Annotated in this window: 20 protein-coding genes; 10 read left to right on the top strand and 10 right to left on the bottom strand. The window is 63.7% G+C overall.

The annotated features are described in order from the left end of the window. Positions 1-26 precede the first annotated feature (26 nt). Together GJ699_RS06360 and GJ699_RS06365 are read right to left on the bottom strand one after the other, a co-directional pair. Entirely contained in the window at positions 27-275 is a 249-nt protein-coding gene (locus tag GJ699_RS06360) for a hypothetical protein (RefSeq protein WP_154374266.1), read from the bottom strand. A gap of 11 nt (positions 276-286) precedes the next feature. Then, on the bottom strand, positions 287-1,048 hold the full coding sequence (locus tag GJ699_RS06365) for a DNA/RNA non-specific endonuclease (protein WP_154374268.1): 762 nt from the start codon (positions 1,046-1,048) through the stop codon (positions 287-289). A 252-nt stretch (positions 1,049-1,300) separates the two neighbouring features. On the opposite strand from GJ699_RS06365, the gene GJ699_RS35120 reads away from it, so the two are divergent. After that, a complete protein-coding gene (locus tag GJ699_RS35120; protein ID WP_154374270.1) occupies positions 1,301-2,971 on the top strand; it encodes a methyl-accepting chemotaxis protein in 1,671 nt (556 codons plus the stop codon). Here GJ699_RS35120 and GJ699_RS06375 read toward each other — a convergent pair. Together GJ699_RS06375 and GJ699_RS06380 are read right to left on the bottom strand one after the other, a co-directional pair. Further along, on the bottom strand, positions 2,913-4,091 hold the full coding sequence (locus tag GJ699_RS06375) for a glycosyltransferase (protein WP_154374272.1): 1,179 nt from the start codon (positions 4,089-4,091) through the stop codon (positions 2,913-2,915). The genes GJ699_RS35120 and GJ699_RS06375 overlap by 59 nt on opposite strands. A 1-nt stretch (position 4,092) precedes the next feature. Next, positions 4,093-4,749, bottom strand: coding sequence for an HAD family hydrolase (locus tag GJ699_RS06380; RefSeq protein ID WP_154374274.1), 657 nt, complete (start codon positions 4,747-4,749; stop codon positions 4,093-4,095). A gap of 124 nt (positions 4,750-4,873) precedes the next feature. Between GJ699_RS06380 and GJ699_RS06385 the strand changes: the two genes are divergently transcribed. Continuing rightward, entirely contained in the window at positions 4,874-7,603 is a 2,730-nt protein-coding gene (locus GJ699_RS06385) for a sensor domain-containing diguanylate cyclase (RefSeq protein WP_154374275.1), read from the top strand. Here the strand turns inward: GJ699_RS06385 and GJ699_RS06390 are convergent. Together GJ699_RS06390 and GJ699_RS06395 are read right to left on the bottom strand one after the other, a co-directional pair. Beyond that, positions 7,600-8,238: an FABP family protein gene (locus GJ699_RS06390; protein WP_154374277.1), complete on the bottom strand. Its 639-nt coding sequence runs from the start codon at positions 8,236-8,238 to the stop codon at positions 7,600-7,602. The two genes, GJ699_RS06385 and GJ699_RS06390, sit on opposite strands and share 4 nt — an antisense overlap. Positions 8,239-8,270: 32 nt before the next feature. Continuing rightward, positions 8,271-8,699: an ATP-binding protein gene (locus tag GJ699_RS06395; RefSeq protein ID WP_154374279.1), complete on the bottom strand. Its 429-nt coding sequence runs from the start codon at positions 8,697-8,699 to the stop codon at positions 8,271-8,273. 40 nt (positions 8,700-8,739) lie between these two features. Between GJ699_RS06395 and GJ699_RS06400 the strand changes: the two genes are divergently transcribed. Next, positions 8,740-9,201, top strand: a complete 462-nt coding sequence (locus GJ699_RS06400) for a FecR family protein (protein WP_371867477.1) — start codon at positions 8,740-8,742, stop codon at positions 9,199-9,201. Positions 9,202-9,203: 2 nt separating this feature from the next. Next, positions 9,204-9,797, top strand: a complete 594-nt coding sequence (locus tag GJ699_RS06405) for an OmpA family protein (protein WP_154374281.1) — start codon at positions 9,204-9,206, stop codon at positions 9,795-9,797. Between the two features lie 3 nt (positions 9,798-9,800). Here GJ699_RS06405 and GJ699_RS06410 read toward each other — a convergent pair whose 3' ends face one another. From GJ699_RS06410 to GJ699_RS06420, 3 genes are read right to left on the bottom strand one after another with little or no spacing between them, the layout of a single operon-like run. Further along, positions 9,801-11,909: a CHASE2 domain-containing protein gene (locus GJ699_RS06410; protein ID WP_154374283.1), complete on the bottom strand. Its 2,109-nt coding sequence runs from the start codon at positions 11,907-11,909 to the stop codon at positions 9,801-9,803. 8 nt (positions 11,910-11,917) lie between these two features. Next, the gene (locus GJ699_RS06415; protein ID WP_154374285.1) at positions 11,918-12,883 is read right to left on the bottom strand and encodes an MBL fold metallo-hydrolase; all 966 of its coding nucleotides are present in this window, start codon (positions 12,881-12,883) and stop codon (positions 11,918-11,920) included. Continuing rightward, entirely contained in the window at positions 12,880-13,227 is a 348-nt protein-coding gene (locus GJ699_RS06420; RefSeq protein WP_154374287.1) for an STAS domain-containing protein, read from the bottom strand. Before GJ699_RS06420 ends, GJ699_RS06415 begins: the two co-directional genes overlap by 4 nt. Before the next feature lie 129 nt (positions 13,228-13,356). Here GJ699_RS06420 and GJ699_RS06425 point away from each other — a divergent pair, with 129 nt between their 5' ends. Beyond that, the gene (locus GJ699_RS06425; protein ID WP_154374289.1) at positions 13,357-14,655 is read left to right on the top strand and encodes an NCS2 family permease; all 1,299 of its coding nucleotides are present in this window, start codon (positions 13,357-13,359) and stop codon (positions 14,653-14,655) included. Here GJ699_RS06425 and GJ699_RS06430 read toward each other — a convergent pair. Beyond that, positions 14,640-14,924, bottom strand: a complete 285-nt coding sequence (locus GJ699_RS06430; RefSeq protein WP_154374291.1) for a hypothetical protein — start codon at positions 14,922-14,924, stop codon at positions 14,640-14,642. The genes GJ699_RS06425 and GJ699_RS06430 overlap by 16 nt on opposite strands. A 119-nt stretch (positions 14,925-15,043) precedes the next feature. On the opposite strand from GJ699_RS06430, the gene GJ699_RS06435 reads away from it, so the two are divergent. The 5 genes from GJ699_RS06435 to GJ699_RS06455 all read left to right on the top strand — a co-directional run bounded on the left by GJ699_RS06435 (position 15,044) and on the right by GJ699_RS06455 (position 20,447). Beyond that, positions 15,044-15,502, top strand: coding sequence for an Lrp/AsnC family transcriptional regulator (locus GJ699_RS06435; RefSeq protein WP_154374293.1), 459 nt, complete (start codon positions 15,044-15,046; stop codon positions 15,500-15,502). A 73-nt stretch (positions 15,503-15,575) separates the two neighbouring features. Next, positions 15,576-16,379 (top strand): beta/gamma crystallin-related protein, encoded by an 804-nt coding sequence (locus GJ699_RS06440; protein WP_154374295.1) that lies wholly within the window; start codon positions 15,576-15,578, stop codon positions 16,377-16,379. 62 nt (positions 16,380-16,441) lie between these two features. Then, positions 16,442-16,951: a sigma-70 family RNA polymerase sigma factor gene (locus GJ699_RS06445; protein WP_154374297.1), complete on the top strand. Its 510-nt coding sequence runs from the start codon at positions 16,442-16,444 to the stop codon at positions 16,949-16,951. Next, positions 16,948-17,904 carry a FecR domain-containing protein gene (locus GJ699_RS06450; protein ID WP_154374299.1) on the top strand — a complete coding sequence of 319 codons (957 nt, stop codon included), beginning with the start codon at positions 16,948-16,950 and terminating at the stop codon, positions 17,902-17,904. The genes GJ699_RS06445 and GJ699_RS06450 overlap by 4 nt, the downstream gene beginning before the upstream one ends. A 92-nt stretch (positions 17,905-17,996) precedes the next feature. Continuing rightward, a complete protein-coding gene (locus GJ699_RS06455; RefSeq protein ID WP_154374301.1) occupies positions 17,997-20,447 on the top strand; it encodes a TonB-dependent siderophore receptor in 2,451 nt (816 codons plus the stop codon). Position 20,448 lies beyond the last annotated feature (1 nt).

The raw sequence follows: 20,448 nt of genomic DNA on the forward strand, positions 1-20,448 counted from the left end.
ATCACTTCCTGCATGCAGGAAACAATCTACTCAAAGGGATTGGCCACAGTGGTATTGGCGGGTGGCGGCAGCTTGGCCGGCAATTGTTGCGCCTCCAGCTTGGCCACCACATCCACCAGCAACCGGTGCAGCGCGTGCGCATCCGCCAGACCGGCCTGATCGGCGGTCAGGTCGATGTCGCCACTGATGGTGATACGGTCCAGCCGGTTTTCAATGGTCAGGCCGCCGATGTGCAACACGTCGGCCTCATTTTTATAGGGTACGAATTTGCTCATGCATGTGCTCCTTATTTACGCTGCCGGACGTTGGGCAGACGCAGCATCACCGCTTTTTGCGCTGGCGACAGCGACGGCAGCAGGTTGATGCCCACCTTCTCCTCCAGCTGCGCAATGCTCAGCGTCTGGTACTGCGCATCGGCGCGGTTTTCGATGAAAAAGGCGGCGCCGGCGCGCTGGCGCGGGCTGTACACCAGTTTATACAAATGGGTCGGCACCAGCACATTGCCCACTTTTTGCAGATTGCCACCGATGAAAGCCGGGCCGGTCAACACGTACAAATCGCCCTCCTTCTGCGCCATCTTGCGCACCACGCCTTCGATGCCGGCCCAGATATGACGGTTCACATCGGAATCCTGCGGCACCATATTGGCCAGCGTGAAGCTGTCATGCTGGCTATCGCGGTCCGGCATATCGCCATTCGGCGCCATGTGGCCACGGTCGTAACCGCTGCGCGCATAGTCGGACAGCTCGGCGCGCTGGTTGTCCGGCAAGCGCGATTCCGGGTGGAAGGAGTTTTCGCGCGACAGCGTCTTGGCCGCATCGACGTGCTGCGCGGTCAGATGCTCGGCAGACCACAGCGGCGTGCGGGTAATCCCGGAATGCATCACACCAAACACGCCGTAGCACAGCTCGGTGGTGGCGGCATTCATTTTGGGATTGCGGATTTCAGGCAGACGGCCGTCGACGTAATGGGTAGGACATTCGCCGGCGCTGGCCAGCGCGCTGCACAGCAGTGCAACCGCGGCCACGGTACGTTGTATCAAATGCATAGTTGCCTGGACAGTTAAGGGTGGCGGCATTCTAGCGGAGCGCCCCGGAAACAAAAAGGGCTGACACGATTGAACGTGCCAGCCCTCTCAAACATCCAGCCCTACCAAGGCAATGTTTTAGCTATTTCAATTGCGGCAATACTGATTAAAATTATACATTGAAAATGTAACAGGAACAAGTACATTTTCTGTGTCTTTTGTTAAGAAATATTACTGTACGACCATGCTGTTAAGGTTACACTTTGTGTTCCTATGGCAACTATAAAAACCACCTACATGAACATCGCCAACCTGAGAATCGGGCACAGACTCACCATCGCTTTTTCGCTGACCACACTGCTGCTGGCGGTGGTGGTGATTGTCGGCGCACTGGGGCTACGCACCACCAGCAACGAAATCGAGCTGACCATCCAAGACCGCTACATGAAAATCGAGTTACTGAGCGAAGTCAAAGATCATGTCTCCCAGCAGGCCCGCAGCCTGCGCGATTTGCTGCTGCTCGACGCCGCCGAAGCCGGTGCCGAATACGCGACCATAGAACAGCGCAGCCAGCAAATCCGCACCCGCCTGGACAAACTGGGCACCGTGCTGCGTCGCCCCGAGGCGCTGCTGCTGCTGAAGGAAGTCAATGAAGCGCGCGCCGCCTACTCGCCGCTGCGAGACCAGATGGTGGCCGCCGTCAAGGCTGGCGACAAGGAAACCGCCACCACGCTGCTGATGCAGAAAGTACGACCCGCGCAAACTGCCTATGTGGCGGCGCTGGACAAGCTGGTCGAGTTCCAGGAGCAGTTGATGCGCGACTCCGGCGACGCTGCCCAGCGCAGTGCCATCAATACCAGCATGCTGATGATCGGCTTGGGCGTGGCCGGCGCCGCGCTGGGGTTGTTTTTCGGCTGGTTCGTCACCCGCAGCATCGTGCGCCCGATCGGCCACGCGGTGCGGGTAGCGCGCACTGTGGCAAGTGGCGACCTCAGTTCCCAAATCCAGATCCGCACCCGCGACGAGGTGGGCCAATTGTCGGCGGCGCTGAAGGAAATGAACACCAGTCTGATCGCCATCGTCTCGGAGGTACGCAAGGGCACCGATTCGATCGGCACCGCCTCGGCCGAAATCGCCGCCGGTAATCTTGATCTGTCCGAGCGGACCGAACGCCAGGCCGGCTCGCTGGAGGAAACCGCATCGTCGATGGAACAGCTGACTTCCACCGTCAAGCAAAACGCCGCCAACGCCAGTCAGGCCAACCAGTTGGCGATGTCGGCCTCCGATGTCGCCGGCAAAGGTGGCGAGGTGGTGGCGCAGGTGGTGGACACCATGGCTTCGATCAACGCCTCGGCGCGCAAGATCGTCGACATCATCGCCGTGATTGACGGTATCGCCTTCCAGACCAATATCCTGGCCCTGAACGCGGCGGTGGAAGCGGCGCGCGCCGGCGAACAAGGACGCGGCTTCGCCGTCGTCGCCAGCGAGGTACGCAGCTTGGCGCAGCGTTCCGCTGCGGCGGCCAAGGAAATCAAGGCATTGATTGGCGATTCGGTCGACAAAGTCGATGCCGGCGCGCGCCTGGTCGACCAGGCCGGCGCCACGATGGAGGAAATCGTCACCAGTGTGCGTCGCGTCACCGACATCATGAGCGAGATTGCCTTCGCCAGCCAGGAGCAGCTGTCGGGCATCGAGCATATCAACGGCGCCATCACCGAAATGGACAAGAGCACGCAGCAGAATGCGGCGCTGGTGGAAGAGGCTTCCGCCGCCGCCGTCACCATGCAGGAGCAGGCATCGAATCTGGTGCAGGCGGTCAGCGTATTCAAGCTGACCGGCGACGGTCGTGGCAGCGTAGCGTCGATCCGCGCCGGCCGCCGTGGCGCTAAGCCAGCAGACACTCCAACTGCTTTGCCATCGTCTCGTTCATCTGCCGCTGGCTAAAGCTGGCATGGCGCGTGGCGAATGCCCGCGCCGCAGCGCGATACGCGTCATCGGCCAGCAACTGCCGCACGATGGCGCGCCAGTCCGCGTCTGGCGCCAGCGGCGCGGCGTTGTAGCCGGCACCGGAGCTGGCGACGCTGCGCGCAGTCAGTAACTGCTCGGCGTGCGTCGGCAGCATCAACAAGGGAACACCGGCCAGCAGTGATTGCGCCAGCGTGCCCTCGCCGGCATGACAGACGCATAAATCGGCCTGCGCCAGCGTCAGCGACAAATCCAGCGGCGCTTCCGCATACAGGATTTGCTCGCTGATGAGCGGCGGCGCCGCGCCGGCCGCCACCTCGGGGATATAAGCCAGCACGCGGCAGCCTTCGTCCGCCAGCGCCCGCAGCAGCGCGCCATGCGCCGGATGCGACGCCTTCAAATACGCATACACCCTGGCGCCCTCGCCCGCCGGCCAGCATGGCGCAATGCCGCCGCCGCTGACGAAGCTGGGGCCAAGCCACTGCGCGCCATCAGTCGCGCGCCGGTAATAGTCCAGTTCCGGCCAGCTGCACAGCAAAGACAGATCGCCCTGGAAGACATTGGCCGCATGCCGGTACGGCGTTGCGCCGTTCAGCATGACGTTGGCAGTGGCCAGCATGCGCTGCTCCGACGCGGCCAGCCGCGCGGCAGGCGCATCGCGGAACGCCGGCAAAGGCCGCGCCGGCGGCGGCATGCTGAAACCATTGCCGATCGCCGCACTGCGCAGGCCCATGGCGCGCGCGGCCAGCAACGCGGTCGGCGCAAAATCGCCCACCACCAGATCCGGTTGCAGTAGCGTGAACAGCGCGCGCCAGCCGGCTACCATGCCGCGCAGCGCGGCCGGCTCCAGATAACCGCAATGGAACAGCACTTCCGCCAGATTGGCTGCCGGCGGCAAGCCGGCAGCGCTGTGCAGCCACACCGGCGCCTGCAGCTTCGGCACGTCCAAATCCGCCAGCAGCGCATGAGTCGCCACCAGATCGCGCAGGCCGAGGCTGACGCGATGGCCGCGCGCCAGCAGCGCCTGCGCCAGCATCTTCAGGCGGCCCGCATGTCCCAGCCCGCCGCCCAGCTCCCAGCACAGATGAATGTGCGCCATCTCAGGCTTCCACTGCGAGCAGCGCCTCGACTTCGGCCTGCACCTGCGCCATGGTGTCCACCACGCGCCAGGCGCCCGGGAAGTCATGATGCCGCGTCAACGCATTGCGCAGGATGATGCAGCGGATACCCGCCGCAGTGGCGGCCTGCAGGCCGCGTGGCGAATCCTCGACCACCAGCGCCTCGTCGGCACGCACGCCCATGCGCTGCAGTCCAAGCAAATACGGCTCCGGCGACGGTTTGCTATGCGTGTACGATTCATGCGTCAGCACGAACTCAAAGTAAGGCAACAGGTCCAGCCGCTGATGGATGATCTCAAAATGGTCGCAATTCGAACTGGTGACCACGCCCATGCGCAGGCGCGGCGTCAGCGCCGCCAGCACGGCACCCACGCCATCGATCGCCGGAATATGCTCGGATGCCAGCCGTGCCGCGTAACGCACATTGCGCGCGCTGCGCTCGGCCTCGATCTGCTCTTTGGTGAGCTGCGGCCGCAGCAGATGCCATGCACCGCAGTTATCGGCCAGATACCAGTCAAAGAAATGCTGCGCGCTCAGCTCCAGGCCCAGGGGCAGGAACAACTCCCGATTGGCCTCATAAAACAGCTGTTCAGTGTCGACCAGCACACCGTCGTTATCCCACAAAATCGCCCGCAGCATAATCCGCTTTCCTTGTAAAGAACGGCACGCCAAGTGTGGCGTTACCGCAGCGCGCATTGTACCCGCTGGTCTGGCGCATCAGGGTGTGACATACTGCCCCCAAAATACAACTACTGCAAGCAACATGGCTGTTTTCGCAACGCTACCACACAGCTTCAAGCTCCGTATGACCGGTGTGGTGATCCTGCTGGTGCTGACGGCGACCCTGATCGTCACGCTGATGTCGCTGCTGCTGGCGGAACGCGACATGAAAAGCGTGATCGGCGACCAGCAATACGCGCTGCTCTCTTCCGCCGCAGCCCACATCGACGCCCAAATCAACTCGCGCCAGGTGCTGCTGGCCAGCCTGGCCGACACCATGCCGCCGGATGCCGGCGCCGCGATCATGCAGGCTTTTGTCGAACGCCATCCCGCCGCACGCAAGGAATTCCTCAACCTGCATCTATTCAACCGGCAAGGCACGCTGCTGCACACCGAGGGCGATCACGCCGCCGAGACGCTGGCGCTGAATCCGCGCAGCCGCGCTTTTCTGGAAAATGCGCTGGCCGCCGGCAAACCGGTGATCTCGCCGCCGTACAAAAGCGTGCAAACCGGCCTGCCCTCGATCATGCTGCTGCAGCCGGTACGCGACGGCCAGGGGCGCACCGTGATGCTGTTGGGTGGCAGCATAGACCTCAGCGGCAGCAACTTCATGGCCGACGTGGCGGCACACAAGCCGGGCAAGACCGGTTATCTGTTCATCATGACCAAAGAAGGTATCCTGCTGCATCATCCGGAAAGCAGCCGACTGCTGGAGCACATCAACGCCCGTCCCGGCTACAACCGCGCCACCGAAATGGCGCTGCGCGGCTTCCAGGGCTGGACCGAGGCGGCCAACAAGCAAGGCAGCGAAGGCATCTACTCGTACAAGCATCTGGTCACCACCGACTGGATCATCGGCGCCCGCTTCCCGATCGACGAAGCCTTCGCGCCGATGATAGCGATGCGCCGTGATGCGTTGCTGCTCGCAGGCGCGCTGGCCGCCATCGCCGGCGTCGTTGCATGGGTTGCTATCCGCCGCCTGATGCGGCCACTGGAGCAGTTGCGGCGCAACGTCAGCGAGATCCGCAGCGGCGCGGCCGGCATCGACGTATTGCAAGGTGGCCGCAGCGATGAAATCGGTGAACTGGGCGACGCCTTCCACGAACTGATGGCCGAGCGCGAAGCCGCGCAGATCGCCATCCGCGACAGCGAATCCCTGATCAGCACCATCCTCGAACGGGCGCCGGACGCTTTCGTCACCTGTGCCGGCAACGGCATCGTCACCATGTGGAACGCCGCTGCCGAGCGCACCTTCGGCTGGACCCGCGAGGAAGCCGTCGGCCAGGACATCGCGGAGCTGATCGTTCCCCAGGCTCAGCGCGACGCCCACCGCACCGGCATGATGTTCTTTGCGCTCGGCGGCGGCGGGCCGCTGATCAACACCCGCGTGCGGGTGCCGGCGATACACAAGGATGGCCGTGAAATTCCGATCGAACTGTCGCTCGGCGCGCTGAAGCACAAGGGTGCCTGGCACGCCACCGCCTTCCTGCACGACATCACCGCACAGGTCCGGTACGAACAGCAGATCGCCGCCAGCGAAAAACGGCTGCGCACCGTGGCCGACAGCATCCCGGCGCTGATCGCCTACATTGACCGCGACCTGCGCTACCACTTCACCAACGAGCATTTCCGCGCGGTGATGGGCACCGATCCACGCAAGATGCTGGGCCGGACCATCGCCGAGGTGCTGGGCGAGGACTTCGCCAGCAGCATCGCCCACTTCAACGACGCCGTGTTGCGCGGCCAGCGCGTGCACTACGAGCGTGAAGGCTTCCACAACGGCCAGCATCGCCAGATGATGGGCGATCTGGTGCCGGACATTGGCCCGGACGGCAAAGTAATCGGCTTTTATCTGATGGTGCTGGACATCACCGAGCGCAAGAACGCCGAACTGCGCCAGGCCGCCAGCGAAAAACGTCTCAAACTATTGACCGACAATTTGCCTGTGCTGATTTCCTACCTGGACAAGGAGCGCCGCATCCAATTCCTGAACGCGACCTACCAGCAATGGGTCGGCGTCGATCCGCAAAGCCTGATCGGACAGCACGTCGCGGCTGGGGTCAGCAACGATATGTATTACACCGCGGAGCCGCATCTGGACCGCGCCTACGGCGGCGAGGTCGTCACCTATGAAATCAAGGTCACCATCGCCGGCACCGAACGCACGCTGGAAACCACCTATGTGCCGGAACTGGCGGAAGACGGCAGCGTGGCCGGCCTCTATTCGCTGACGCACGACACCACGCACATGAAGGAGATTGAGGAACGTCTCAAGCAACTGGCACGCGTCGACTCCTTGACTGGCATCGCCAACCGCCTGATGTTCGAAGAGATTCTGCAAGCGGCTATCGTGCGTGCGCGCCGCAACCGGGTGCCGTTGGCGCTGGCCTATCTGGACATCGACTACTTCAAGCAGATCAACGACAGCCTGGGACACGGCGCCGGCGACCTGGTGCTGAAAGAGTTTGCCGCGCGGCTGGTGGCCAGCGTGCGCGCGGTGGATACCGTGGCGCGCCTGGCCGGCGACGAATTCGTCATCGTGTTCGAACAGGTGGGCAGCCGGGAAGAAGCGGCGCCGCTGGCGGCCAAGATCGTGGAAGCGATGCGAAATCCGTTCGACCTGGGCGGCGCGCTGCGCCACGTCACCACCAGCGTGGGCCTCGCCATGCACAACGGCGATGACGAATCGGCCACCAGCCTGCTGGCGCGCGCCGACAGCGCCCTTTACGAAGCCAAACGCAAGGGCCGCGACGGCTACGCGCTGGCCGATTAAGCCGCTACGCCGCTAGCCAGCGGATTCGGCACCGGTTCAGCCACACGATGCAGCAGATTGCGGTCGACGTGATGGAACTCTTCCTCGCCGCGCAGCAGCATTACAGTGTCTTCCTCGTAGCCCCAGGTACCGTCGTCATTGATGGTGACCTTGATGCGATACTCGGTAGTCTTGAAGCCGAATTCCAGGAAAGGATTGGAGCGGATGCCATAGGTATCCGAATCCAGCCGCGCCACCAGCTCGAACTGTTTGGCGTCCGGCTCCACCACGGCGGACGCCATCGCGATCTGACCGCGCGGGATGCCCAGCGTCTGGATCACGGTTTTGGTCTTGGGTTCCCACAGCCAGTAGCCAACCTGCTCGTGATAGGTCTTCACGTTATCCGGCTTGTTGACGATGATCAGATAGCGCAGACCGTAGAACAGCTGCGGGCCGTTGGTGACCGGATCGATCGGATACAGCTCGATGCGCTCGACGTAAGCCTGCTTGCGCGCACCATCCGCCTTGGGTTTGATATCCAGCCCGCGCTCGCCCTTCCAGATACCCGCCATCGGCGCCAGCGGTCCGAGGTTGTTGAGGGTGTTGACGTCAATCGGATGTGGCTCGGTATAGATATCGTGCGAAAACTCGGTCATGCGGGGTCCTGTGGTTGATGATGTAACGGCCGTTATTGTAAGGTGATCTCGATGCGGTTGTGACCTCCGCTATAGGTATAGGCGACCGCGCTGCCCAACTGGCGTATCAGCAGCAGGCCAAGCCCGCCCACCGCCAGCTGTTCGACCGGCAGCGTGGGATCGGGCGCCGGCGGTCCTTCGGTCAGTGGATTGAACGGTGGCGCGGCGTCGGCATAACACAACACCTGTCCGCGCACGCCCACCCACACCGCGTGCGTGCCATCGTCGGCCTGGCCGCCGTAGCCGTGCAGGATGCTGTTGCGGAGCAGTTCTTCCAGTATCAATTCGGCACGCGCCACAATGCCCGGCGCCAGGCCGGCCTGCGTCAACGCCATGGCGGCGAAGGCCATGGCGCCGGGAACCGCGTCCAGGCGTGCCGGAAAACGCAGCAGATGCGCGATACCGGTTTCTTTTTCGTCCATTCGAGCATATTATCGGAATGCTCATGTAAGGAGAAGCACCGTGAAAACAATAATAACGATGATGGCGGCCGCATTCGCGGCATTGACTGCCGTCGCCTCCATCAATGCCTGCGCCGACGAACTCCCGGCCGGCATGATCAAATCCGCCAAAGGCAGCGCCGCCATTGAACGCGCCGGCGCCCGCAAACCGGCACAAGCCGGCGCCGCGTTGATGGCCAGCGACCGCGTGGTGACTGGCGCCGACGGCAGCGTGGGCATCACGCTGCGCGACGAAACCTTGCTGGCGGTAGGCCCGAACAGCAATGTATGGCTGGAGAAGTACGCCTTCGATCCAACCTCGCACGAGGGCAAGCTGGATGCGACGGTCAAGAAAGGCACGCTGGGCGTCATCTCCGGCAAACTGTCCAAGCAGTCGCCGGGCGCGGTGCAGTTCCGCACCCCGACTTCCATCCTGGGCGTGCGCGGCACCGAATTTGTCATTGACGTCAAGGACGGAGAGTAAGCATGCCCGTCTTCCTGATCTGGGTCGCCTGCCTGGCGGCCGCTGTCGCGCAACTGCAACGCGCACCCAACGAGCAAATCACGCTGCTGCCTAACCAGGATGGCAGGCCGAGTGCCGTCATCATCACCACCGCCGGCAAAGAGACGGTGCTGAACCAGCCCTATCAGACTGCGGCCGTCGGTAGTGCCGGCGCGGTGGCCAGCGCCGGCGACAGCAAGGATATCAAAAACCGCTACGGCGCCCTGCTCGAAACCCTGCCGCAGCGCGCCGCCGTGTTCATCGTCTACTTCATCACCGATACCGACGAGCTGACGCCGGAATCCGCCGCGCAGCTGGCCGACATCAAGGCACAACTGGCGGCGCGGCCGGCGCCCGAAGTGATCGTCATCGGCCATACCGACACCGTGGCCCGCCGCGCTTATAACGATGAACTGTCGTTGCGCCGGGCCGAAACCGTCAAGCGCATGCTGGTGGAAGTCGGCATTCCCGCCGACCAAATCAGCGTGCAGGCACGCGGCGAACGCGAACTGCTGGTGCCGACCGGCGACGGTGTCGACGAACCGCGCAACCGCCGCGTTGAAATCCGCGTGCGCTAAAGCCTAATTGCTCGCGCCATCCCAGCGCAGCACCAGCAAGGTCAGATCGTCTGAAGCCTCGGCGCCGTCCACGTGGCGGCGCACATCGTCGCGTACCGCCTGCACGATGGCGGACGGCGAGGCGTTGGCGTCGCCCAGCAGCCGGTCCAGCCGTTTATGGCCATACAACTCGCCGGCCGGGTTCATCGCCTCGGTGATACCATCAGTGATCAGGCACAGGCACTCGCCCGGCGCCAGCTGATAGTGCTGAACCGGATATTCGAAATCATCAATCACACACAACGGCGGCCCATCGGCGGGCCGCAGCAGCTCAACGCGGCCACCGACCGTCAGCCGCCGTGGCGCATCGTGGCCGGCATTGCAGAGCAGGACCTGCCCGCTGGACGCGTCGAGGATGCCGGCCACGCTGGTCACAAACAGCATCTCCGGATTTTCGCGCACCAGCTCACGGTTGGCGCTATTCATGATGGCGGCCATATCGCCAGCGCCGCGCAGCGCGATGCTGCGTGCCAGTGCCTTGGCCACCACCATGAACAAGCTGGCCGGCAGCCCCTTGCCGGAGACATCGCCCACCATGAAGAACACCCGATCGGGGTCCAACATGAAGAAGTCATACAAATCGCCGCCCACTTCGCGCGCCGGTTCCAGCAACGCATCCAACGCAAAACGCCGCTCGCCGGGGAAGGCCGTAGCCGCTTGCGGCAGGGACGCCATCTGTATCCGTCGCGCCGCATTCAATTCACCGGCGGTGCGAGCTGCCGCCTCGCGTGCAGCCTGCAAGGCACGCTCGGACAGTTTGCGGTCACGTACCGCCGCCGACAGCATGCTGGTTAACAGGCTAAGACAAACAGCGGCGTAGGCAACCGCCGGCCCCGCCGCATCGAACAGCAGGCCGGCGTGCGCGAACAGCGCGGCGCCAGCGATAAACAGCGCAGCGCCCAGCGCCACCGCCATCGGCACACCGCTGCGCAGTCGCAGCCGGGGCAGCAGCCAGATGGTTGCCAGGCCGATCGCCGCGAACGCCGCTACCTCGGTCCAGCGCATCCATGCCGGCCGGCGCAGGAAGGCGCCATCGAAGAAGCTTTCTATCATCTGCGCATGCGTATCCACGCCGGGCATCAGGTCGCCGCGCGCGTTGGTCTTGTAGTCGCTGAGTCCCAGCCCGGTCATGGCGACGATCACCAGCTTGTCCTGCAAAATGCCAGGCGCCGTGCGGCCGCGCATCACGTCCAGCGCCGACACATAGCGGTCCATGGCCGGCGCCGAGAAATTGACCCACACCGCGCCATCCGGCAAGGTGGGTACGCGCAGATCGCCCACCGACACACTGTGCACGCCATCCGCATCAGCCTCGATCTCCAGCGCCGGCACGCCGGTCGCCACCCGCAGCAGCTCCATCGACAACGACGGCACCAGCGTATCCCCCACCGCACCCACCAGCGGCGCACGGCGAACGATGCCCTTTTCCAGATTGGCCGACAACAGCCCCTGCCCGCGCGCGGCCGCCTGCAGCACCGGAAGGCTGGACATCGCCTGCGGAAAGCGCATCACTGGCAGCGCCGCCGCATCGTGGGCGCCGTGCAAGCGCAGCGGCCAGACCCGCAGCGCCGCGCTGGTGCCAGCTTCCTCGTGCATGAAGCCCGCCGTGCCCAGCACCACCGGCGCTGTGCGCATGCGTTCCGCCAGCAAGGCATCGTGGGACGGCAGTTTGGCGAGATCGGCGCGCAGCCGGCCGTCCGGCAGACGAGCGGCCAGCGCTTCGGGCGAGGTATTGTCTGGCTCCGGCATCAGGATATCGAGACCGATCGCCAGCGGACGCTGTTCAGCGATGCGGCCTATCAGCTCGGTCAGCACCGTGCGCGGCCAGGGCCACTGACCGTACTCCGCCAGCGCCGCCTCGTCGATCGCCACCACCTGCACCGGACCGGATTGCCGCTGGCGCGGCATGTGCACCTGATAAGCGTCGAACAGCGCGAGACGCAAAGCCGGCAAAGGACCGTCGCCGCCGCGCGCCAGCAGCAGTGCCAACGCCATCAGCAGCAGCAAGGCCATTGGCCTGCCTTGGCCGGCGCGCACGCCGCCCCAGGCGCGGATGAGCAAGCGTCGCGGCATGGCGGCGCTTACAGCGCGATTTCCATGCCGTCGTAGGCGGAGACGATGTCCAGCGGCGCCTCGCCGGTAATCTCGGCATAGCGTCGGGTCTCGGCCAGCACGCGCGAGATCTGCGCGTCGTCGTAGATAGGTTCGTGATGGAACAGGCAAAGCTGACGCACGCCGGCCAGCTGGCACAGCTCCACGCCCACCACATTGCTGGAATGCCCCCAGTCAGCCTTCACCGAAATCGAATCGGCCAACGAATACATGGCGTCGAAAATCACCAGATCCGCGTCGCGGAAGAAGTCGACGAAGGCCACCCGCTCGGCGGCGTTATCCAGCTTGTGCTCGGAGTCGGTGCTGTAAATCAGCGTCTTGCCACCCTGCTCCAGCCGGTAGCCATACGAATCACCGGCGTGCAGTTGCAGCTTGGCGGTCACCGTCACGTCGCGCAGCTGCAGCGGCACGCCCGGCTCCATCGGCACAAACTCGATGGTGGCGCCCAACTGATGAAAGCCCACCGGGAAGCTGATCGGCTCCTGCTGGCGGCGGAACGCCGTCTCCAGCTCCTGGTGACAACCATAGATCACAATGCGGTTGCCCGGAATGTAGGCCGGTGTGAAAAACGGGAAGCCCATGATGTGGTCCCAGTGCAGATGCGACATGAACACATGATAGGTCTGCGGCTTGCCCGGCCCGTATTTGGCCAGCTTGGCGCCGGCCAGCGCGCGCACGCCGGAGCCCAGATCCATGATGATGTGCTCATGCACCGCGTCGGTATCCCAGGCCTCGACCTCGACGCAACTGGAATTGCCGCCATAGGTGCCGCGCAGCTCGAACGGCAAATCGTCCACATAGGCCGCCACCTTTTCCGGCGTATCCAGCCCAAGGCCGATCGCGCCTTCCAGCGCGGTCACCAGCTTGCTGCGGATTTGTTTGTGGTTCAGCGCCACCGGCAGCGAGCCACGCGCGCCCCAGATGCGGGCCTTCATGCGGCTACCGCCGCCAATGCCGATACGCGGTCCGGGAAAATCTCGAACAGCAGATCGAAGCGGCTGATGGTGAATACCTCGTGCACCAGCGGCTGCAAGGCCGCCAGCACCATGCGGCCGCCCTGCGCCTTGACCTGCTTGACCGCGACCATCAGCGCGCGCAGGCCAATGCTACTGATGTAGTCGACGCCGGAAAAATCCAGCACCAGCGGCGCGCCGTCCTTGCGGCAGTCGGCCAGGTGCGGGTCCAGCGCCAGTTTAAAGGCATCGGCATGGGTATGATCGATGCGGCCGGTGGGGCTCAGCACAATCGTGCGGCCCTCTTGTATTGGCTGTAGTTCCATAGCGGTGCCCTGCGGTACGTTAGATAACCATTTTTGCATTATCACATTTTTATGTGCTTTTGACACCACCGTTTGCTGCGAGTGAACATGGTATCCTTCGCCCCTTGATGTATTTGCAGGAGCGCGCGTATGCCGTCACTAAACCAATTCTTTAAGCTCCCCGAGCACGGCACCAACGTCCGCACCGAAGTGGTCGCGGGTGTCACCACTTTCCTGACGATGGCCTATATTATCTTCGTCAATCCCGCCATTCTGGGCGACGCCGGCGTGCCCAAGGACGCCGTCTTCGTCGCCACCTGCCTGGCTGCGGCGCTGGGCACCATGATCATGGGCCTGTACGCCAACTACCCGATCGGCATGGCGCCCGGCATGGGCCTGAACGCCTACTTTGCCTACGCGGTGGTGCTGGGCATGGGCGTGCCGTGGCAGTCCGCGCTCGGCGCGGTGTTCATTTCGGGCTGTCTGTTCGTCGTGGTCAGCCTGTTCAAGGTGCGTGAACATATCGTTAACGGCATACCACACTCGCTGCGGGTGGCGATCACCGTCGGCCTTGGACTGTTCCTGGCGCTGATCGCCATGAAAAGCGCCGGCCTGGTGGTCGCCAACCCGGAAACGCTGGTGCGCGTGGGCGATATGCACAATCCGCATACCATCATGGCCATCTTCGGTTTCCTGCTGATCGTCACGCTGGATCGCCTCAAAGTACCGGGTGCGCTGTTGATCGGCATCGTCGCGGTGACGGCTCTGAGCTTCTTCTTCGGCGGGAATACCTTCCACGGCTTCATGTCGCTGCCGCCATCGATTTCGCCGACCTTGCTGCATCTGGACCTGCCGGGCGCCATGCATATGGGCCTGTTCAACGTGGTGCTGGTGTTCTTCCTGGTCGAACTGTTCGACGCCACCGGCACCCTGATGGGCGTGGCCAGCCGCGCCGGCCTGTTGGTCAACGGGCGCATGGAGCGTCTGAACAAGGCGCTGCTGGCCGACAGCTGCGCCATCGTCGCCGGTTCGGTGCTGGGCACTTCCAGCACCACCGCCTATCTGGAAAGCGCCGCCGGCGTACAAGCGGGTGGCCGCACCGGCCTCACCGCGCTGGTGGTGGCGTTACTGTTCCTGGCGGCGCTGTTCTTCGCCCCGATTGCTGGCGTGGTGCCAGCCTACGCCACCGCGCCGGCGCTGTTGTTTGTGGCCTGCCTGATGCTGCGCGACCTGGTCGACGTCGACTGGAGCGACACCACGGAAAGCGTGCCGGCCGCGATTACCGCGCTGGTGATCCCCTTCACCTACTCGATCGCGCACGGCATCGCCTTTGGCTTCATCACCTACGCCGGCCTCAAACTGCTGACCGGCCAGGCGCGCCAGGTCAAGCCGGTGGTATGGGTAATCGCCATCGTTTTCCTCATCAAGTACAGTTACGTCGCCGCCTGACGTAGTGTATTGGACACCACCAGGGTCGGCATCTCGCGGATAGGCAGGATGCCGATCAGGTTGTGCAGCCGCATGCGGCATAGCGTAAGAATATCTTCCTCCGGCGCCGCCAGCCGCATCTGCACCTCCATGCCGTGCGGCGTGACAGTGGTGCGCAGGCTGCGCAACTCAATATCCAGGCGCCGAACGACCTGCAAGGCCGCTTCCAGCGTGGCGATAGGCGCATCGGGCTCGATGCTGAAGCGGTAGCTTTTTTGTGTGGTATCCATGCTGATAGCATAGCCAGAAACGCCGAAAATAGGCTTCCTGAATTTACGCCGATTTGCCAAATCCTCAGCAGACTATCCTCTTCATAGTAAAATAGATGGAATAATCATCTTTTCAAACTATGGAAATCGACGACATGGATCGCCGCATCCTGCGTGAGTTGCGCGCGGACGGACGGCTTAGCAACACCAAACTGGCCGAGAAAGTCGGCCTCTCCACCACCCCGTGCTGGAACCGCGTGCGCGCGCTGGAAGAAGGCGGCATGATCGAAGGTTATACGGCGCTGCTCAGCCAGACCGCGCTGGGTTATCCGGACACCGTCATCATCGAAGTCACGCTGGACCGCCACGACGACGATATCTTCGACAAGTTCGGCCAGGCCTTGGCCACGCTACCGGAAGTAATGGAAGCCTACCTGCTCACCGGGGATTACGACTACCTGATCAAAGTGGCGGTGGCCGGCACCGCCGGCTACGAAGAATTCCTGCGCAAGAAACTATATAAACTGCCCGGCCTGAAACACAGCCGCTCCACCTTCGTGCTGCGCTGCCTGAAGCGCGCCCACTCGGTCGAGCCGTGACTTGGTGCGCTTGCGTACAGAGGCTAGCGTCTGAATAGTTCATGCTCAAGCTTCATCCAATCAGGAGAAGACAATGAACAAGACGATCAAACTGGCCGTGGCCGCAGCCGCCATGGGCCTGGCCTCGCAAGCGTTTGCGCAAATTTCCCTGTACGAGCACGATGGCTGGCGCGGCCGCGTGTACTCGGCCAACGGCCCGGTGCGCGATCTCGCGCGCACCGGCTACAACGACCGCGCCTCGTCGGTGGTGGTGGAACGCGGCCAATGGGAAGTCTGCTCCGACGCCGGCTTTCGCGGCCGCTGCATGGTGCTACGGCGCGGCAGCTACGAATCCCTGAGCCAGATGGGCATGAACGACCGCATCTCGTCGGTGCGTCCGGCCAAAGCGCGCGACCGCTACGACAACGAAGCGCCGCCACCACCCATCGCCCAGCCGTCCTATGAATGGCGCCGCCGTCCCAGCGAACGCCTGATCGACGTGCCTGTGCGCGACGTCCATGCGGTGGTGGGCACGCCAGAGCAGCGCTGCTGGGTCGAACGCCAACAGGTGCAGGAAGCACCGCGTGCCAATCCCGGCGGCGTGATCGCCGGCGCGCTGATCGGCGGCATCCTTGGTCACCAGGTCGGCGGCGGCACCGGACGCGATGTGGCCACGGCCGGCGGCGCGATTGCCGGCGCGGCCATCGGCAACAACGTCGCCAACCAGAACAACACCTCCACCCGCGACGTGCGGCGCTGCGAAAATGTCAGCAATCCCAAACCGGAATACTGGGATGTCAGCTACGACTATCGCGGCGTAACTCATCACGTGCAAATGAGCCAGCCGCCAGGCCGCACCGTCACTGTCAACGCCAAAACGGGCGAGCCACGCATGTAAGCGGGTTGCGGCGGCTGTACGCCTCATGTAAAATGAATGAGAATAATTCCCATTCTCATATTATGACAGCCGCCGTTCCGCATCCCCACTTCACTGTACTGTACAGCGACCATCACAGTTGGCTACAACGCTGGCTCAGTGTACGGCTAGGGAATGCCAGCGACGCCGCCGACCTCGCGCAGGATACCTTCACTCGCATCATCGGCCGCCCCGACCTGGGCGCACTGCAGGAGCCGCGCGCCTTCCTGACCACCGTCGCCAAAGGCATTCTGGTCAACTGGTATCAGCGCCAGGCACTGGAGCGCGCCTATCTGGAAGCACTGGCCGCCCTGCCCGAGCCCACCGCCATTTCGCCGGAACAGCGCCTGCTGGTGCTGGAAACCCTGCACGAAATCGACGCCATGCTGGACGCGCTGCCGCCCAAGGTCAAGCAAGCCTTCCTGATGGCGCAGCTGGACGGCATGCTCTACGCCGACATCGCCGCGCAGCTGGAACTGTCACTGATCACCGTCAAACGCTATATGAAACAGGCGTTCCTGCAATGCCTGCTGACCATGGACAGCGTCGCATGAGCGCCGCCATCTCGTCCACGGCACTGGAACAAGCGGCGGAATGGCTGGTGCGGCTGCAGGACGGCGCCAGTCATGAAGATCATGCTGCCTGCGAGCGCTGGCGCAGCAGCGACCCGCAGCACGCGCTGGCCTGGGACCGCGCCGAACGGCTAATGCATAAACTGGGCACGCTGCCGCCGGAACTGGCCAAGCCAGTGCTAGGCCGGCCATCCCGGACAACTGCGCAACGGCGCGCTGCCATCGCCCGCATCGTGGCCGGATTGCTGGCTGTACCGGCCGGCTGGGGCGCCTGGCGCTACGCTCAAAACCAGCCGTGGAGCGCCGACCTGCACACCGCAGTGGGTGAGCATCGCACTGTCACGCTGGCCGATGGCACCAGCGTCACGCTGAACACCGCCAGCGCCGTCGACGTCCGTTTCAGCGCCACCGAGCGACTAATCGTGCTGCGCAATGGCGAGATTCTGGTCCGCAGCGGCCATACGGGCGATCCGCGCCCGCTGCGCGTAGCGTCGGCCGAAGGCATGCTGCAGCCGCTTGGCACCCTGTTCAACGTGCGCCATTACGATTGCGGCAGCACCGACCTGGCTGTACTGGAAGGCGCGGTACTGGTGACGCCAGCCCAAGGCCAGCCGCAGATCGTCAACGCCGGCAGCCAGACCCGCTTCAACACCCGCCACATCGCCCCGCTGCGCGCCACCGAACCCGCCATGACGGCCTGGACCACTGGCATGCTACTGGCCGACCGCATGCGGTTGGACCAACTGGTGGCCGAACTGTCGCGCTACCGGCATGGTTTGGTCCGCGTCGATCCCGCGCTGGCCACGCTGCGTGTCTCCGGCGCCTTCCCCATCGCGGACAGCGAACGCACGCTGGACATGCTGGTCTCCACCTATCCGGTGGACGCGGTGCAGCGCCTGCGCGGCTACTGGGTCACGCTAGTCCCGCGCGGTTGAAAAGATTTTTGGATTTTGCTGATACTTTTTCGCGGCTTGGCTGGCATACAGGCAGAAACCAACCATCTGCCACCGAAAAGGAAGTCGCCGCAATGCCGAACACCCGTTCTCCATCATCCGAGCGCCGTCTGGCGCGCGCCGTTCGCATCGCCCTGATCAGCATGACGCTGGCGGCCGGCCATGCCGCCACCGCCATCGATGCCACGGCTGCCGAAGCGCCGGCCAGCGCGCAGCAGAACTACCATCTTGCGGCCGGCCCGCTGGGCCGCACCCTGTCCAGCGTGGCGGTGGTCGCCGGCCTGTCGCTGTCGTTCGATCCGGCGCTGGTGGACGGCCTGACCAGCCCCGCGCTGCAGGGCAGCTTCACGCCACGCACCGCGCTGGAACGCCTGCTGGCCGGCAGCGGCCTGACCTTGGTCAGCCGCACCGATGGCACGCTGACGCTGCAAAAGCAGGCCGCTACGCCGGCGCAATCCAACGCAACCGCAGCCGCGCCGGCCACGCTGGCACAGGTGGAAGTACATGGCGAAGCCGAGACCTCGCCGGGCCAGATCCGCAGCAGCGGCGCTACCGGGCTGGAACTGTCGATCCGCGAGACGCCGCAAGCGATCAGCGTCATGAACCGCCAGCGCATCGACGATCAGGGACTGGAAACGCTGCAGGACGTGGTTGCCCAAACCACCGGCATCACGCTGGACCACTCCTCGGCCAGCCGCGAAACAGACCAGATGTATTCGCGCGGCTTCGCCATCGACACCTATCTGTTCGACGGCATCCCCACCACCAAACTGGTGGAGCCGGCCGGCTTCGACGCCGGCATCTACGAGCGCATTGAGGTGGTACGCGGTGCGGCGGGTCTGATGGGCGGCACCGGCAGCCCTGCCGCCGCAGTCAATCTGGTACGCAAGCGCCCATCGCGCGAACTGCATGCGGAATTCGAAGTAGCCGCCGGCAGCTGGGATAAATATCGCGGCCAGGCCGACGTCTCCGCCCCACTGAGCGACGACAAGCACGTACGCGGCCGCGTGGTGGTGGCGCAGCAGAACGCCAATTCCTTTATCGACCGCTATCACCAGGACAAGGAACTGTTCTACGGGATCGTAGAAGCGGACCTCGGCCCATCCACGCTGCTCAGCGCTGGCCTCAGCTATCAGAACGAAAAGCTGGACAATGCCAGCCGCGGCTTCGCGGTGTTTTACAGCGACGGCACCAAGACCGACTTCGCGCGTTCGACCAACAGCGCCTCCAGCTCAACCTACTACATCCGCAAGCAAAGCCTGGCCTTCGTCACGCTGGAGCACTACTTCGATAACGAATGGAGCGCCAAGGTCGCGCTCAACTATGCATCCAACCACTACGATGCGGTACAAGGCTATGCGGCACGCGGATCGCTGGACCGGCAAACCGGCGCCGGCCTGTCGCTGTGGCAGACCAAATGGGATAGCAAGCCGGAACAGTTGACCGTCGACGCCTACGCCAGCGGTCCGTTCACCGCCTTCGGCCGCAAGCACGAACTGGTGGTCGGCATGAGCGCTTCCGACTTGAAGAACACTGGCCCCAGCTATCCGTCCTGGATACTGCCCGGCTATGACGCCAGTGTCGCCAACTTCTACACCTGGAACGGCAACTCGCCAACGCCGAATTACGTCGGCACCATCAGCGGTAGCTACACCGAAAAGGAAAAACAATTGGCCGGCTATGGCTCGATCCGACTGCGGCCCAGCGACGCGCTGTCGGTCATCCTCGGCACGCGCGTCTCCAACTGGAAGCGCAACACGGAAAGCGCAAGCTACGGCGAGGCCACCGTGACCGACCAATTCGAAAAGAACGGCAAGCTGACGCCCTATGCAGGCGTGGTTTATGCGTTCAACCAGCAATGGTCGGCCTACGCCAGCTACACCAGCATCTTCTCGCCGCAGACCTACCGCGATCGCAACAACCGCCTGATCGATCCGCTGGAAGGCAACAACGCCGAAGTCGGCGTCAAGGGCGATTTTCTGGATGGTCTGCTGAGCGGCAGCTTCTCGCTGTTCCAGATGCGCCAGGATAATCTGGCCGAACTGGATGCCGACCTGCTGGTGCTGCCGGATGGGAGCAACGCCTATCACACCGTCAAAGGCGCGACCGCGCGCGGCTTCGAGGCAGAAGTATCGGGACAGATCCAGCGCGGCTGGCAGCTGACCGCGGGCTATGCGCGTTCGCGCATCGAAGACGCGCAAGGCAATCGCCTGCAGACCGGTCAACCGCTCAACAACTTCAAACTGTGGACCAGCTACGACCTCGCCAATGAACTGACACTGGGCGGCGGCATCAACTGGCAAGGCGACGTCTATACTGACGGCCTGGGGCCGAACGGCGAACGCTTCACCCAGCGCAGCTACGCCCTGCTGGCCTTGATGGCGCGCTATCGCGTCAGTAAACAGCTGTCAGCCACAGTCAACGTCAACAACGCGCTGGACAAGAAGTACTATTCGTCCGCAAACGGCAATTTCTACGGCGATCCGCGCAACCTGCAGGTGGCGCTGAACTACCGCTTCCGCTGAC

It is taken from the genome of Duganella guangzhouensis, assembly GCF_009674535.1.
GTDB lineage: Bacteria > Pseudomonadota > Gammaproteobacteria > Burkholderiales > Burkholderiaceae_D > Rugamonas > Rugamonas guangzhouensis.